Raw genomic sequence first — 14,644 nt, 5'->3', positions numbered from 1 at the left:
GCCTGCAGCCCTCCGCCATGCTCACCAGCAAACTGCCCAACGTCGGCACCACCATCTTCACCCGCATGTCGCAGCTCGCCGCCGAGTGCGGTGCGCTCAACCTGTCCCAGGGCTTCCCCGACTTCGACGGTCCTGCCGCACTGCGCGAAGCGGTAGGGCGGCACGTCATGGCTGGACACAACCAGTACTGTCCGATGACCGGCCTGCCGGCGCTGCGCGAGCAGGTGGCGGCCAAGGTCGCGAGCTTCTATGGCCGCACTGTCAGCGCTGACACCGAGGTGACCATCACCCCCGGCGCGACCGAGGCGATCTTCTGCGCGGTACAGGCGCTGATCCGCCCGGGCGACGAAGCCATCGTCCTTGACCCTTGCTACGACAGTTACGAGCCCTCGGTGGAACTGGCTGGCGGCCGCTGCGTGCACGTCGCCCTGAGCCTGCCGGAGTTCCGCATCGACTGGCAGCGCCTGGCCGACGCCATCACCCCGCGCACCCGCGTGATCTTCCTCAACAGCCCGCACAACCCCAGTGGCGCGCTGATTGACCGCGCCGACCTGGACCGCCTGGCGGCGCTGATCCGCGACCGCGAGATCTACGTCATCAGCGACGAGGTCTACGAACACCTGATCTACGACGGCGTGCAGCACGCAAGCGTGCTGGCTCATGACGAGCTGTACCCGCGCGCCTTCGTCATCAGCTCCTTCGGCAAGACCTACCACGTCACCGGCTGGAAGACCGGCTACGTGGTGGCGCCGCCGGCGCTGACCAGCGAGCTGCGCAAGATCCACCAGTACGTGAACTTCTGCGGCGTGACGCCGCTGCAATATGCGCTGGCCGACTTCATGGCGGCGCACCCCGAGCACCTGCGCGAGCTGCCGGGCTTCTACCAGGCCAAGCGCGACCTGTTCTGCGACCTGCTGGGCGGCTCGCGCTTCCAGTTCCAGCGCGCCGCCGGCACCTACTTCCAGGTGGTCGACTATTCGGCGATCCGCCCGGATCTGGACGACGTGGCCATGGCCGAATGGCTGACCCGCGAACATGGCGTGGCGGCGATTCCGGTCTCGGTGTTCTACCAGCAGGCCCCGGCAGACATGCGCCTGGTGCGCTTCTGCTTCGCCAAGAAAGAGGAGACGCTGCGCCAGGCGGCGGAGAAGCTATGCGCGATCTGAAGCAACTGCCCGACCTGAAGCTGGCCCTGGTCCAGACCACCCTGGCCTGGCACGACGCGCCAGCCAACCGCGCGCACTTCGCCGCGTTGCTGGAGCAGGCGCGTGGCGCCGACCTGGTGATCCTGCCGGAGATGTTCACCACCGGCTTTTCCATGGACTCCGAGGCACTGGCCGAGGCGGAGGAGGGCGAGACCTACTCCTGGCTGCGCGAACAGGCCGCACGCCTGGATGCGGTAGTGACCGGCAGCGTGATCGTCCGCGCTGCAGACGGCAGCCATCGCAACCGCCTGCTCTGGGCGCGCCCGGATGGCGAGATCCTGCACTACGACAAGCGCCACCTGTTCCGCATGGCCGGCGAACACAAACACTACAGCGCCGGAGAAACCCAGGTGCTGTTCGAGTGCAAGGGTTGGCGGGTGCGCCCGCTGATCTGCTACGACCTGCGCTTCCCGGCCTGGAGCCGCGATGCCCAGGGCACCGACTTGCTGCTGTACACGGCGAACTGGCCGGCGGCCCGCCGCCTGCACTGGAACCGCCTGCTGCCGGCCAGGGCCATCGAGAACCTGTGCTACGTCGCGGCGGTGAACCGCGTTGGTGAAGACGGCAAGGGCCACGCCTATTCCGGCGATAGCCAGGTGCTCGACTTCCAGGGCGACTACCTGCTGGAACCCGGCGCGGCCGATGGCGTGTTCCACGCCAGCCTTTCGGCGCAAGCGCTGGCCGCCTACCGCGAGCGCTTCCCGGCCTATCTCGACGCGGACCGTTTCGTCATCGAGCCCTGAGCTGGTTCGCGAGCAAGCTCGTTCCTGCAGGGATATCCCGCTTTTCGTAGGAGCGAGCTTGCCCGCGAACTGCCGTTTCAATAGGCGCTCGCCGCATCCAGCCTGTGGATATCCTCCAGGCTCAGTTTCAGCCGCGTCGCCGCGATCAGGTCCGGCAGTTGGTCAAGATTCGAGGCGCTGGCGATGGGGGCGGTGATGCTTGGGCGGGCGATCAACCAGGCGAGGGATACCTGGGCCGGTGTGGCGTCGTATTCCTCGGCTACTTCGTCCAGGGCTGCCAGCAGGGTTACACCGCGTTCGTTCAGGTAGCCCTTGACCTTGTCGGCGCGCGCCGCGCTCTTGTCCAGGTCCTCGCGGCTGCGGTACTTGCCGCTGAGGAAACCGCCGGCCAGGGCGTAATAGCAGATCACGCCGATTCCCAGTTCCTGCACCACCGGTTCCAGGCGCGTCTCGTAGTCGGCGCGGTCGTAGAGGTTGTAGTTCGGCTGCAGGGATTGGTAGCAGGGCGCGCCCAGTTGGTCGGCGATGGTCTTCGCCTCGCGCAGGCGGCGGGCATCGTAGTTGGAGGCGCCTATCACCCGCACCTTGCCCTTCTGCGCCAGGTTGGCGAAGGCGTCCAGGGTTTCCTCGAGCGGGGTATGCGCGTCGTCGCAGTGGGCTTGGTAGAGGTCGATGTAGTCGGTCTGCAGGCGCTGCAACGAGCGCTCGACAGCCTGTTCGATGTAGGCGGGGGCGAGGCCCTTGAAGCCGTTGCCCATGTCCATGCCGACCTTGGTGGCGAGGATCATGTCCTTGCGCTTGCCGGTTTTCTTCAGCCATTTGCCGATCAGGGCTTCCGACTCGCCGCCGGCATGGCCGGGGACCCAGCGCGAGTAGACGTCGGCGGTGTCGATGCAAGTCAGCCCGGCTTCGTGCAGGGCGTCGAGCAGTCGGAAGGACGTGGCTTCGTCGGCGGTCCAGCCGAATACGTTGCCGCCGAACACCAGCGGTGGAATGGCCAGCCCGGAGCGGCCCAGTTCGCGAAGGTTCACCTGTCGTTCCTCCCTACTGCGTAGTGGTCGATCCAGCATAGACCTTCAGACATTGTTGACAGACTCTTCCTACGTTGCGCACTATCGGGCCTCTTTCACGCAACGGGCTTTCCATGTCCTTCTCCCTCGACCACTCGCTGCCGCTTCCGGGCTCCTTCGCCCCGGCCTGCGCGTGCGTCGCCGTTGCCAAGAAATCGAAGAAACAGTCGCTCATTTGACCGGGGCGTGCTGTCCCGTCAGATGGGCTGACAGGACAAGCGCAAGGTCGAACACTTCCCCCCGCATGATTCCCGCACCCTCCCTGACGGCGACCAGACGGTCAGCCACAAGGAGTTTTCGCATGTCGTCGTTTCGTGGAATCTGGGTAGCCCTGGTAACGCCGTTCCGGGCCGGGGAAATCGACTTCGCCGCATTGCAGGCGCTGGTCGGCAAGTTGCTGGAGGACGGCGTCGCCGGCTTCGTGGTCTGCGGCACCACCGGCGAGGCCGCAGCGCTGAGCCATGCCGAGCAGCTCGCCGTGCTCGACGCGGTGCTGCAATGGGTGCCGTCGCAGCAAGTGATCATGGGCCTGGCCGGCAACAACCTGCGCGAGCTGCTGGCCTTTCAGCAGGAGGTCCAGCAGCGTCCGCTGGCCGGTGTCCTCGTGCCGGCGCCGTATTACATCCGACCGTCGCAGCAGGGGCTGGAGTCCTTCTTCCGCCAGGTCGCCGATGCTTCCACGGTTCCCGTGGTGCTCTACGACATTCCCTATCGCACCGGCGTACGCATCGAGCGTGAAACCCTGCGGCGCATCGTCCGGCATCCGCGCATTGCGGCGATCAAGGATTGTGGCGGCGATGCGGAAACCACCATGACGCTGATCGCCGACGGCAATGTCGAGGTGCTTGCCGGCGAGGACGTGCAGATCTTCGGCAACCTCTGCCTGGGCGGCGCGGGGGCGATTTCCGCTTCGGCGCATGTACGTGCCGACCTTTACGTGCACATGCAACGGCAGGTGGAGGAGGGCGATCTGCCCGGCGCACGGCGCACCTTCTATCGCCTGCTGCCGTGGATGCAGGCGGCCTTCGCCGAGCCCAATCCGGCGGCGGTGAAGGCGGCGCTGGCATTGCAGGGCTGGATCGGTGACGAGCTACGCGAGCCCATGCAGCGTTGCGCGCCGGCGACCCTGGAGCGGCTGCGCGGGGTGCTGGCCGCACTGGCCGATTGACGGGAAAGGCGCCGCCGTCATGGCTTTGGCCTATCATGGCGGCCTTCTCAAGCGGAGCACGACCATGACCGACCACACCCTCTACCTGCTCGACCAGCTCGAAATGGCCGACATGCTGCTGATCGACGGCCTGCACGCCTGGCAGTTCGAGCTCGACGAGGCGCTGCTCGACCGCGCCGAAGCCGCAGCCGATGCGGACGAGCCCTTCGCCAGCGAAGAGGTGGTATTGCGCGTGGAGGTCGTCGACGGGCGCGATCGCCGCCAATGGCAGTTCACCTACAACGAGGTGATGGAAGCGCAGCATCAGGCCGAAGACGACAGTTGGATCCTGCTGCAGGGCGAGCAGGAGCACCGCCTGTGCTGCCTTGGGGCCCATTCGGCCAGCGGCGAGGATGACTGAGCAGTTTGAAGCAGGGCCGAGGGATCGTCCCGCAGGCGCTGCCTGATTTCGATCCTGCAAAAAAACAGCCCCGGACAGCGAACTGCCCGGGGCGAGGGGGACTGCGGTAGGAGCGGGCTTACGCCGCCTTGGCGTGGCCCAGCGTCACCGCGCGGTTCAGCGCGCTGAACAGGGCGCGGAAGCTGGCGGTGGTGATGTTTTCGTCGATGCCGATGCCGTGCAGCGAGCGGCCGCCTTCGACGCGCAGCTCGATGTAGGCTGCGGCGCGCGCGGTGGTGCCGGCGCCGATGGCGTGCTCGTTGTAGTCCATGATCTCGACGTCGACCGGCAGCGCAGCGACCAGTGCTTCCAGGGTGCCCTTGCCCTTGCCGTGCCAGCGGTGCTGTTCACCCTTGTGCACCACGTCGATGTCGATGGCGCAGATGCCGTTTTCTTCCTGCAGGCGGTAGTTCTTCAGCGCGAAGGGCGCGACGACTTGCAGGTATTCGGCTTCCAGCAGCGCGTAGATCTGCTCGGCGGTCATCTCCAGGCCCAGGCGATCGGTCTCGTTCTGCACGACCTGGCTGAACTCGATCTGCATGCGGCGCGGCAGGCTGATGCCGTACTCCTGTTCGAGCAGGAAGGTGATGCCGCCCTTGCCTGACTGGCTGTTCACGCGGATCACCGCTTCGTAGCTGCGGCCGATGTCGGCCGGGTCGATCGGCAGGTACGGCACTTCCCACACGGCATCGTCCTTCTGCTGGGCGAAGCCCTTGCGGATGGCGTCCTGGTGCGAGCCGGAGAAGGCGGTGTGGACCAGGTCGCCGACGTACGGGTGACGCGGGTGCACCGGAATCTGGTTGCACTCTTCGACCACCTTGCGCACGGCGTCGATGTCGGAGAAGTCCAGCTGCGGGTCGATGCCCTGGGTGTACATGTTCAGCGCCATGGTCACCAGGCAGAGGTTGCCGGTGCGCTCGCCGTTGCCGAACAGGCAGCCTTCGACGCGGTCGGCGCCGGCCATCAGCGCCAGTTCCGAAGCGGCTACACCGGTGCCACGGTCATTGTGGGTGTGCAGGCTGAGCAGCACGCTGTCGCGCTTGTCGATGTGGCGGCCGAACCACTCGATCTGGTCGGCGTAGTTGTTCGGGGTGGCGCACTCGATGGTGGCGGGCAGGTTGAGGATCAGGCGGTTGGCCGGGGTCGGCTGGAACACGTCGATCACTGCGTTGCACACCTCGACGGCGAAGTCGGTCTCGGTCGAGCTGAAGACTTCCGGCGAGTACTCGAAGCCCCACTGGGTTTCCGGCGCGGCGTCGGCCAGGCGCTTGATGGTCTTGCCGGCGGCCACGGCGATGGCTTTCACGCCGGCCTTGTCCTGGTTGAAGACGATCTTGCGGAAGCTCGGTGCGCAGGCGTTGTAGTAGTGGACGATGGCGCGCTTGGCGCCCTTCAGCGACTCGAAGGTGCGCTCGATGAGGTCGTCACGGGCCTGGGTCAGCACCTGGATGGTGACGTCGTCGGGGATGTGGCCGCCTTCGATCAGCTCGCGGACGAAGTCGAAGTCGGTCTGCGAGGCGGACGGGAAGCCCACTTCGATTTCCTTCAGGCCAACCTGTACCAGGCACTTGAAGAAACGCATCTTCTTCTCGGCGTCCATCGGCTCGATCAGCGACTGGTTGCCGTCACGCAGGTCGGTGGACAGCCAGATCGGCGCCTTGTCGATGACCTTGTCCGGCCAGGTACGGTCGGGCAGGGTGATCGGGGTGAACGGACGGTATTTCTTCGACGGGTCTTTGAGCATGGTCATGAGCGGATTCCTTGGACTTCCTGGCCAACCGGCCTGTGCGAGCGCGAGTAGATGAAGAGATGAAACGACGCGAAGGTTTCAGCCACGCAGTCGCGGACTGACCAGGCGCAGGCAGGCGTGTTGGCGAAGCAGGATGAGGGTATGTGCAGTTTTCATAGCGCCCACCCTAGTGCTGTCGGATGTTCGTGGCAAGCATTGTCTAAAAATTGGCAGGAATCGTCTCTATTTTTGATTTTGCGCGATTTTATGTAATTCGATTCCGATTTGGTCGCAAGAAATTGCCCTAGGAAAACTCTGCTTTACTGCATTCTGCGGCTTCATGCCGCAGGGGCATTCGGCCATCAGCGAATTGCACCTCGCCATCGACCGGAGTAAAACGCCGCCTGGCTGCGACAACCAGCCCCAAGGACCCTTCGTGATCGACCGCAAACGACATTCCCAGCGCTCCGGCATGGCCATCTGGCTGGCGTTCTTCGCCATGCTGATGATCCATCTCGGCCCGCTGGTGTCGCAGTCGATGCCGATGGACCACGTCATGCCGGCCATGGCCGGCATGGACGAGATGGCCTGCTCCGACCAGGCGCGCAGCGGTCACCATGAATCCGTCATGCCCAAGCCGGCGGCGGGCTTCATGGAGAAGTGCGGCTATTGCGGCCTGCTGATCCACAGCCCGGTGCTCGATGCGCCGCAGCTGTTCCTCCCCGCCGACCTGCCCGGCGCCGCGCCAGCACCCCAGGTCGTCATCGAACATCCGATTCCCGCCTCGCCGGTGTTCCCCGGCGCGCGTTCGCGCGCGCCACCGTCCATGACCGCCTGACCGACCCTCACTGCCACCGCCCGCTCGCCGCGCGCCGGAGCACGTCTCCTGCGTGCGCGCTCGACGTGCGCGTGGCCGGAAGAACTTCGTCATCGATCATGGAATGCACATGTCCAACCTTTTCCTGCGTGGGCGTGCTCGCCCCGCGAGCCTGCGCGCTCTTTGCGCACTCACTGCCGCCGGCTTCGGCCCCTTTGCGTCGGCTGCCGACAGCGATCCGCACGCCTACCACTCGATCATCGAGCTGGAGCCCGCGGTCATCACCGCTGTGCAGCAGAGCTCGCCGCTGACCATCGTCACCAACCCCAAGGAAGCGCGGCAGCCAGTGCCGGCTAGCGACGGCACCGACTACCTGAAGACCATTCCCGGCTTCTCCGCCATCAGAAATGGCGGCACCAATGGCGATCCGGTGCTGCGCGGCATGTTCGGCTCGCGCCTGAACCTGCGCACCAATGGCGGGCTGATGATCGGCGCTTGCCCGTTCCGCATGGACGCGCCCAGCTCCTACATCGCACCGGAAACCTTCGACAAGCTGACCGTGGTCAAGGGCCCGGAAACTGTCATATGGGGCCCCGGCGCCTCGGCTGGTACCGTGCGCTTCGACCGTGAGCCCGAGCATTTCGGCGAACTGGGCAGCCGCCTGAACGGCAGCGTCCTGGCTGGCTCCAACGGCCGCTTCGACAAAGTCATCGATGGTGCCGTTGGCGGTCCCCAGGGCTACCTGCGGGTGGTCGGCAACCAGGCCCAGGCCGACGACTACAAGGACGGCAACGGCGATACCGTGCCCTCTCGCTGGGACAAGTGGAACGGCGACGTCGCCGCCGGCTGGACCCCGGATGCCGACACCCTGGTCGAGCTGACCGCCGGCAAGGGTAACGGGGAGGCACGCTACGCCGGGCGCGGCATGGACGGCTCTCAGTTCAAGCGCGAGAGCCTCGGCCTGCGCTTCGAGAAGCGCAACATCAGCGAGGTGTTCCAGAAGCTCGAGGCGCAGGTCTACTACAACTACGCCGACCACATCATGGACAACTTCCGCCTGCGCACCCCCGACCCGAGCAGCATGATGCCCATGCCGATGGCCTCGGAAGTCGACCGGCGCACCGTCGGCGGCCGGGTGGCGGCGACCCTGGAATGGTCCGACTACCAGTTGGTGACCGGCGTCGACGCCATGCGCAGCGAACACCGCGAGCGCAACTCCAGCTACGACATGATGACCGACACCCTCACCGACACCGACGCCTTCCCCTGGACCAAGGACGCGGTGATGCACGACTACGGCGCCTTCGCCGAGCTGACCTGGTACGCCGCCGAGCGCAGCCGGGTGATCAGCGGTGCGCGCCTCGACCGCGCGGATGCCAAGGACTACCGGCAGACCCTCAGCAGCATGTCGATGAGCATGCCCAACCCGACTGCCGGCGATACCCGCAGCGACACCCTGCCCAGCGCCTTCGCCCGCTACGAGCACGACCTGGCCGATTCGCCGACCACGCTGTACGCCGGCCTCGGTTACGTCGAGCGCTTCCCCGACTACTGGGAACTGTTCTCGCCGAGCAGCGGGCCGAGCGGCTCGGTCAACGCCTTCGATGCCATCAAGCCGGAGAAGACCACCCAGTTGGACGTCGGCGCGCAGTACGACGACGGCAAGCTGCAGGCCTGGGTATCGGCCTACGCCGGCGTGGTGCATGACTTCATCCTGTTCGATTACGACACCGACATGATGGGCATGAGCAGCACCCAGGCGCGCAACGTGAACGCGCGGATCATGGGCGGCGAGCTGGGTACCAGCTACCGCCTGGACGCGAACTGGAAGACCGACGCCACCCTGGCGTACGCCTGGGGCAAGAACACCACCGACGGTCGCGCCCTGCCGCAGATGCCGCCGCTGGAGGCGCGCCTGGGGCTGACCTACGAGCGCGACCTGTGGAGCGTTGGCGGGCTGTGGCGCCTGGTGGCGGCGCAGAACCGCGTGGCCATCGGCGAGGGCAACGTGGTCGGCCAGGACTTCGACAAGACCGGCGGCTTCGGCGTGTTCTCGCTCAATGGCGCCTACAAGCTGAGCAAGAACTTCAAGGTCAGCACCGGCATCGACAACCTCTTCGACAAGGCCTACGCCGAGCACCTCAACCTGGCGGGCGACGCCGGTTTCGGCTTCCCCGGCGACAAGGCGATCAACGAACCGGGTCGCACCTACTGGACCAAAGTGGACTTCAGCTTCTAAGGCCCGCCGCGCCCGCTCCGGCGGGTGCGGTCTTGCGTGGAGACAACGACACATGAAAAAGACCGTGGATTTCTACAACCTGGCCTGGCGTTGGCATTTCTATGCGGGATTGTTCGTCGCGCCCTTCATGATCCTGCTGGCGTTCACCGGGATCATCTATCTGTTCAAGCCGCAGCTCGACGTTTTGATGTACCGCGATCTGCTCGAGGTGCAGCCAGCGGCACAGGTGCTAAGCGCCGACGAGCAACTGGCGCGGCTGCACCAGGCGTTGCCGCAGGCGGCGGTCAGCAAGTACCTGCCGCCGGCGACGGCCGAAAGCAGCGCGCAGTTCGTCGCCAGTCTTGACGGTCGCGAAACCAATCTGTTCGTGAACCCCTACAGCGGCGAGCTGCTCGGCAGCCAGGATGCCCACTACAACCTGCAGGCTATCGCCCGGGCGCTGCACGGTGAGTTGATGATCGGCACCGTCGGCGACCGCCTGATCGAACTGGCCGCCGGCTGGGGCATCGTCCTGGTGGTGTCGGGCGTCTACCTGTGGTGGCCGCGCGGGCGCGGCAAGCGTGGCGTGCTGGTCCCCAACCGCGAGCAGCGTGGGCGTGGCTGGTGGCGCGAGCTGCATGCGGTCACCGGCTTCTGGGGGGCGGCTTTGCTGCTGTTCATGCTGCTCTCGGGGATGACCTGGACCGGCTACTGGGGCGAGTCCTTCGCCGATGTCTGGAACCGCTTCCCGGCGGCGATGTGGAACGACGTGCCCAAGTCCGACGTGCAGGCACGTTCGCTCAACGAAGCGCACCGGCAGACCGTGCCCTGGGCCATGGAGAACACGCCGATGCCGGTTTCCGGCGCCCATGCCGAGCACGCCGGACATATGGCGGGTGGCTCGATGGCCGCGCCGCAGATTGGCTTGCAGCAGGTAGTCGACATCGCTCGCGAGCGTGGGGTGACGCCGGGCTACAGCATCAGCCTGCCCAAAGGCGAGGAGGGCGTATTCACCGTTTCGGTGTTTGCCGACGACCCGCGCAACGACGCCACCCTGCATGTCGACCAGTACAGCGGCAAGGTCCTCGCCGACGTGCGCTGGAAGGACTACGGCCTCGTGGCACGCAGCGTCGAGACAGGCGTGATGCTGCACGAGGGCAAGATGTTCGGCCTGGCCAACCAGCTGCTGATGCTCGCCGTCTGCCTGATGATCCTGTTCAGCGCCGCCAGCGGCCTGTGGTTGTGGTGGCTGCGCAAGCCGGCCGGGCGCCTGGGCGTGCCTCCGCTGCCGCATGCCTTGCCGGTGTGGAAGGTTGGCCTGGGCATCGTGGTGCTGCTGGGCATTGCCTTCCCCCTGGTAGGCGCGTCGCTGCTGCTGGTCTGGGGCTTCGACTGGCTGGTGCTTTCGCGCCTGGCTAGTGGGCGCCAGGCCTTCGATTGAGTTGTGCGCCGGCGGCCCTGTCGCCGGCTTGAGTGGGGGCGCGGAGCGGCTATGCTGCCCGGGCCCTCGACGTTGCCGCCGGTCCTCTTGCCGGTCGGCCCATGAGACTGCTAGGAGTTTCCACCATGCGCAAAACCCTGCTGGCCTTCGCGGCCCTGCTGTCCTTCTCCGCTCCGCTTCTGGCCCACGAGTACAAGGCTGGCGACCTCGAGATCGAACATCCCTGGTCGCTGCTGCTGCCGGCCGTCTCGGCAAACGGCGCGGCCTATTTCGTCGTGCACAACCACGGCAAGTCCGCCGATCGCCTGGTCGGTGCCGACACCGAGCGCGCTGCCAGTGCCGAAGTGCACGAGCACGTGATGAAGGACGGCATGATGAAGATGCAAAAGGTCGAAGGCGTGGACATTCCCGCCGGCGGCACCCTGACCTTCGCACCCGGCCACTACCACCTGATGCTGTTCGGCCTGAAGAAGCCGCTGGCCGACGGAGAGCGTTTCCCGGTGACCCTGCATTTCCAGAAGGCCGGCGACGTGAAGGTCGAGGTCGAGGTCCAGAAGCAGGCACCGGGCGCTGCCGAGCATGACGACCACGATATGTCCGACATGCCGGGCATGAAGATGAACTGACTCGTCGATTTCGAGCGTCGCCGGGCGCTGTTCAGGGCTTGAAGGCGCCGATGAAGATCGCCGGGTCGACGCGGGCGTCGTTGAGGCTGACGTTCCAGTGCATGTGCGGCCCGGTGGCGCGGCCGGTGGCGCCGACGCGGCCGACCACGTCGCCGCGGGCGAGCTGCTGGCCCAGGCGCACGTCGATTTTCGACATGTGGCAGAACATGCTGATGAAGCCCTGGCCGTGGTCGACGAACACGGTGTTGCCGTTGAAGAAGTAGTTGCCGATCAGGATGACCTTGCCCGCGGCCGGCGTCTTGATCGGCGTGCCGGCGGGTACGGCGAAGTCCAGCCCGGAGTGCGGGTTGCGTTCTTCGCCATTGAAGAAGCGGCGCAGGCCGAAGGGGCTCGAAAGCGGGCCGTTTACTGGCTTGTCGAGCACCAGGTTGCTCGGCGTGCCAGGGCTGAAGCTGCGGTAGGCGGCGGTCTGTTCGGCCAGCTCGCGGTTGATCCGCGCCAGGTCCTCGGGCAGCGGATTGACCTGGCGGGTGTTCTTCAGGGTGATGCGCTGCTCACGGTAATGCTTGCTGCCAATCGTGAAGGGTAGGGCGCGCGCCTGACCGGCTTGCTGCACCTGAACCTGCTGCTGGCCCGGCTTGGTCGTCAGCGGGATGCCGACGATGGCGATCCAGTCACGCCCCTCTTCCTTTACCACCAACACAGGCTTGCCCTGGTAGCGCGCGGTCGGCGCCGGGCCTTCGTTACCCAGCTGAATCACGGCCACGCCGCCGGGCACCGGTTTGTTCAGGGTGCGGCTGATGAAGCCTTCGGCATGGACGGGCAGGGCGAGGAGGGTGGCGGCGAGGAGGCAGAAGGCGCGGAGCATGGGGTTGTCCGTATTGGATGAGCGGGTGAGTGAAGAGACCTGCGCGTGCTCTTGTAGGAGCGGACCTTGTCCGCGATTCGCGGATGAGATCCGCTCCTACGGTCGCAGGTTGTGCAGTTGCTGGCGCCACAGTTGCTCCAGCGATGGAACCTGCGCCGGGCCGTAGATCGCCGCTGGCGCGCCGGTGTGCCAGGCCCACAGCTGGTCGCCGTAGTCGTAGTGCCACCATTCGCTGGACAGGTTGCTGAAGCCGACTTCGCGCATGACGTTGAACAACAGCCGGCGGCGGTCGCGGATGGCGCGGCCGTGGCCGTCGGTGGCGTCTTCGTAATGCCGGGTGTAGGAGCGCGGGGTCGCTTCGTCGAACAGGCTGCCCATATCGAGCCAGCGGCCGTCTTGATCGCAGAGGCTGATGTCCACGGCGCCGCCGGTCAGGTGCGGGCTCGGCGCTTCGGCGCGGGTGCTCGGCGGGGCGACGAACTCGCGGGTGCGACGGGTCAGTTCGGCCGGATCGGCGTTCGGTTCGTGCTGGCGGAGGATGTCGTAGAGGGTGTCGTAGAGATGCTGCTGGACGGCGAAGGGCCGCCAGGCATCCAGCACCACCAGGCGCAGGCCGTCGGGCAGCAGCTTCGCCGCCTGCAGCAGGCGCGCGAACACGCCGGCGCGGGCGTGGCATTCGGGCAGCGCATTGGGGATGCCCAGGCGATGGTAGGCCGGCCAGACCAGGAAGCCCTGGCTGGTGCCCAGCGCTTCCATGGGCTCGCCGCATTCGACGATGGGCATGCGGAAGGCCGTGGCCCAATCGGGCTCCGGCGCTTCGGGGATGGCGGCGAGCAGGTCGGTCACGGCGGTCAGTCCAGCAGGGAGAGGGTGACGGGCGTCTGGTGGTTGTCTTCCACGCGCACGTCCAGTTCGCCCTCGCCGAGCTTCGCCTTCAGGCGCTGACCCGGTTGGGCCTGGGAGGCGCGGCGCACCGCCTGGCCGCGTTCGTCGAGGAGGATGCTGTAGCCGCGCCCGAGGGTTGCCAGCGGGCTGACGATGTGCAGGTTCTGCGCCAGGCCGTCGAGACGCTGGCGGCGCTCGCGGAGGATCGCGCGGGTGGCATGGGGCAGGCGTGCGGCCAGGCTGTCCAGCTTTTGCCGCAGCAGCGCCAGGGCGCGGCCGGGGTGCTGGGCCTGAAGGCGGGTCTGCAGGCGGGCCAGGCGTTCGTTGCGGACTTGCAGCTGGCGCTCGAAGGCGCGGCGCAGGCGCATGTCCAGGTCGTCCAGGCGCTGGGCCTGCTGGCGCAGGCGCTCGCCGGGGTGGCGCAGGCGCCGGGCGGTGCCTTCCAGGCGCAGGCGCTCGCGGGTCAGGCGGTCCTGGATGCGCAGGATCAGGCGGCGGCGCAGGCCGTCCAGGCGCTGCTGCAGGTCGCCGGTATGCGGCGCCAGCAGTTCGGCGGCGGCCGAAGGCGTGGGCGCGCGGACATCGGCGACGAAATCGGCGATGGATACATCGGTTTCATGCCCCACCGCGCTGACCACCGGCGTGGCGCAGGCGGCGATGGCGCGGGCCACGGCTTCTTCGTTGAAGCACCAGAGGTCCTCCAGCGAACCGCCGCCCCGGGCCAGGATGATGGCGTCGAAGCCCTTGGCGTCGGCCAGCTTCAGGGCGCGGACGATTTGCGCGGTGGCTTCGCGGCCCTGCACGGCGGTGGGCACGAGGGTCAGCTCGACCTGGGGCGCGCGGCGGCGGAACACGCTGATGATGTCGCGGATCACTGCGCCGGTGGGCGAACTGACGATGCCGATGCGCTGCGGATGGGCCGGCAGCGGGCGCTTGCGTTCCGGGGAGAACAGCCCCTCGGCGGCCAGCTTCTCTTTAAGTGCCTCGAAGGCCAGGCGCAGGGCGCCGTCGCCGGCGGGTTCGACGGCGTCGGCGATCAATTGGTAGTCGCCGCGGCCCTCGAACAGCGAGACCTTGCCGCGCACCTTCACCGCCAGGCCGTCGCGCAGCGCCTGGCGCACGCGCAGGGCGTTCTGCCGGAACAGCGCGCAGCGCACCTGGGCGTTGCTGTCCTTCAAGGTGAAATAGAGGTGGCCGGAAGCCGGGCGGGCGAGGTTGGAGATCTCGCCTTCGACCCACACCTGCGGGAACACGTCCTCCAGGAGCTGGCGGGCGCGCTGGTTGAGCTGGCTGACGGTCAGCACCTCGCGGTCGAGGCCGAGCCGTTGGAAAGGGTCTTTGAACATGGCGCTGGATGATAAGCCCGGGCGTTGTCGAGGGCCAGCACGCAACCCGCCATTCCAGCGGTCGGGCGCGTTGAGCCCGAGCGTCAAAC

13 protein-coding genes are annotated in these 14,644 nt (G+C 66.8%); 8 read left to right on the top strand and 5 right to left on the bottom strand.

The features are described 5' to 3' along the window. The first annotated feature begins 17 nt into the window (after nucleotides 1-17). The gene (locus ACA097_RS07275; RefSeq protein ID WP_371369413.1) at nucleotides 18-1,166 is read left to right on the top strand and encodes a pyridoxal phosphate-dependent aminotransferase; all 1,149 of its coding nucleotides are present in this window, start codon (nucleotides 18-20) and stop codon (nucleotides 1,164-1,166) included. Then, nucleotides 1,154-1,948, top strand: coding sequence for an amidohydrolase (locus tag ACA097_RS07270; RefSeq protein ID WP_371369411.1), 795 nt, complete (start codon nucleotides 1,154-1,156; stop codon nucleotides 1,946-1,948). The genes ACA097_RS07275 and ACA097_RS07270 overlap by 13 nt, the downstream gene beginning before the upstream one ends. A 77-nt stretch (nucleotides 1,949-2,025) precedes the next feature. Here ACA097_RS07270 and ACA097_RS07265 read toward each other — a convergent pair whose 3' ends face one another. Continuing rightward, nucleotides 2,026-2,979, bottom strand: a complete 954-nt coding sequence (locus ACA097_RS07265) for an aldo/keto reductase (protein ID WP_371369409.1) — start codon at nucleotides 2,977-2,979, stop codon at nucleotides 2,026-2,028. A 340-nt stretch (nucleotides 2,980-3,319) separates the two neighbouring features. On the opposite strand from ACA097_RS07265, the gene dapA reads away from it, so the two are divergent. Then, complete coding sequence (gene dapA / locus ACA097_RS07260; RefSeq protein ID WP_371369407.1) at nucleotides 3,320-4,186, top strand: 4-hydroxy-tetrahydrodipicolinate synthase; 867 nt, start codon at nucleotides 3,320-3,322, stop codon at nucleotides 4,184-4,186. A 64-nt stretch (nucleotides 4,187-4,250) separates the two neighbouring features. Next, nucleotides 4,251-4,586, top strand: a complete 336-nt coding sequence (locus ACA097_RS07255; protein ID WP_371369405.1) for a DUF5629 family protein — start codon at nucleotides 4,251-4,253, stop codon at nucleotides 4,584-4,586. Between the two features lie 118 nt (nucleotides 4,587-4,704). On the opposite strand, the gene leuA is transcribed toward ACA097_RS07255, so the two are convergent. After that, nucleotides 4,705-6,375 (bottom strand): 2-isopropylmalate synthase, encoded by a 1,671-nt coding sequence (gene leuA / locus ACA097_RS07250; RefSeq protein WP_371369403.1) that lies wholly within the window; start codon nucleotides 6,373-6,375, stop codon nucleotides 4,705-4,707. Nucleotides 6,376-6,790: 415 nt separating this feature from the next. Between leuA and ACA097_RS07245 the strand changes: the two genes are divergently transcribed. From ACA097_RS07245 to ACA097_RS07230, 4 genes are all read left to right on the top strand, one after another. Next, nucleotides 6,791-7,192: a DUF2946 domain-containing protein gene (locus ACA097_RS07245; RefSeq protein WP_371369401.1), complete on the top strand. Its 402-nt coding sequence runs from the start codon at nucleotides 6,791-6,793 to the stop codon at nucleotides 7,190-7,192. A gap of 109 nt (nucleotides 7,193-7,301) precedes the next feature. Continuing rightward, the gene (locus ACA097_RS07240) at nucleotides 7,302-9,410 is read left to right on the top strand and encodes a TonB-dependent copper receptor (RefSeq protein WP_371369399.1); all 2,109 of its coding nucleotides are present in this window, start codon (nucleotides 7,302-7,304) and stop codon (nucleotides 9,408-9,410) included. Nucleotides 9,411-9,462: 52 nt separating this feature from the next. Then, on the top strand, nucleotides 9,463-10,830 hold the full coding sequence (locus ACA097_RS07235; RefSeq protein WP_043249619.1) for a PepSY domain-containing protein: 1,368 nt from the start codon (nucleotides 9,463-9,465) through the stop codon (nucleotides 10,828-10,830). Nucleotides 10,831-10,955: 125 nt separating this feature from the next. Continuing rightward, a complete protein-coding gene (locus ACA097_RS07230; protein ID WP_043249621.1) occupies nucleotides 10,956-11,456 on the top strand; it encodes a copper chaperone PCu(A)C in 501 nt (166 codons plus the stop codon). A 31-nt stretch (nucleotides 11,457-11,487) separates the two neighbouring features. Here the strand turns inward: ACA097_RS07230 and ACA097_RS07225 are convergent, their stop codons facing one another. From ACA097_RS07225 to xseA, 3 genes are all read right to left on the bottom strand, one after another. Beyond that, complete coding sequence (locus ACA097_RS07225) at nucleotides 11,488-12,324, bottom strand: M23 family metallopeptidase (RefSeq protein ID WP_043249623.1); 837 nt, start codon at nucleotides 12,322-12,324, stop codon at nucleotides 11,488-11,490. Nucleotides 12,325-12,420: 96 nt separating this feature from the next. Next, the gene (locus tag ACA097_RS07220; RefSeq protein WP_043249624.1) at nucleotides 12,421-13,170 is read right to left on the bottom strand and encodes a M15 family metallopeptidase; all 750 of its coding nucleotides are present in this window, start codon (nucleotides 13,168-13,170) and stop codon (nucleotides 12,421-12,423) included. A gap of 5 nt (nucleotides 13,171-13,175) precedes the next feature. Then, nucleotides 13,176-14,555, bottom strand: a complete 1,380-nt coding sequence (xseA, locus tag ACA097_RS07215) for an exodeoxyribonuclease VII large subunit (RefSeq protein ID WP_371369396.1) — start codon at nucleotides 14,553-14,555, stop codon at nucleotides 13,176-13,178. Nucleotides 14,556-14,644: the final 89 nt, after the last annotated feature.

It is taken from the genome of Pseudomonas sp. QL9 (assembly GCF_041409665.1).
GTDB lineage: Bacteria > Pseudomonadota > Gammaproteobacteria > Pseudomonadales > Pseudomonadaceae > Pseudomonas > Pseudomonas knackmussii.
This window is presented reverse-complemented; position numbering and strand designations above follow the sequence as displayed.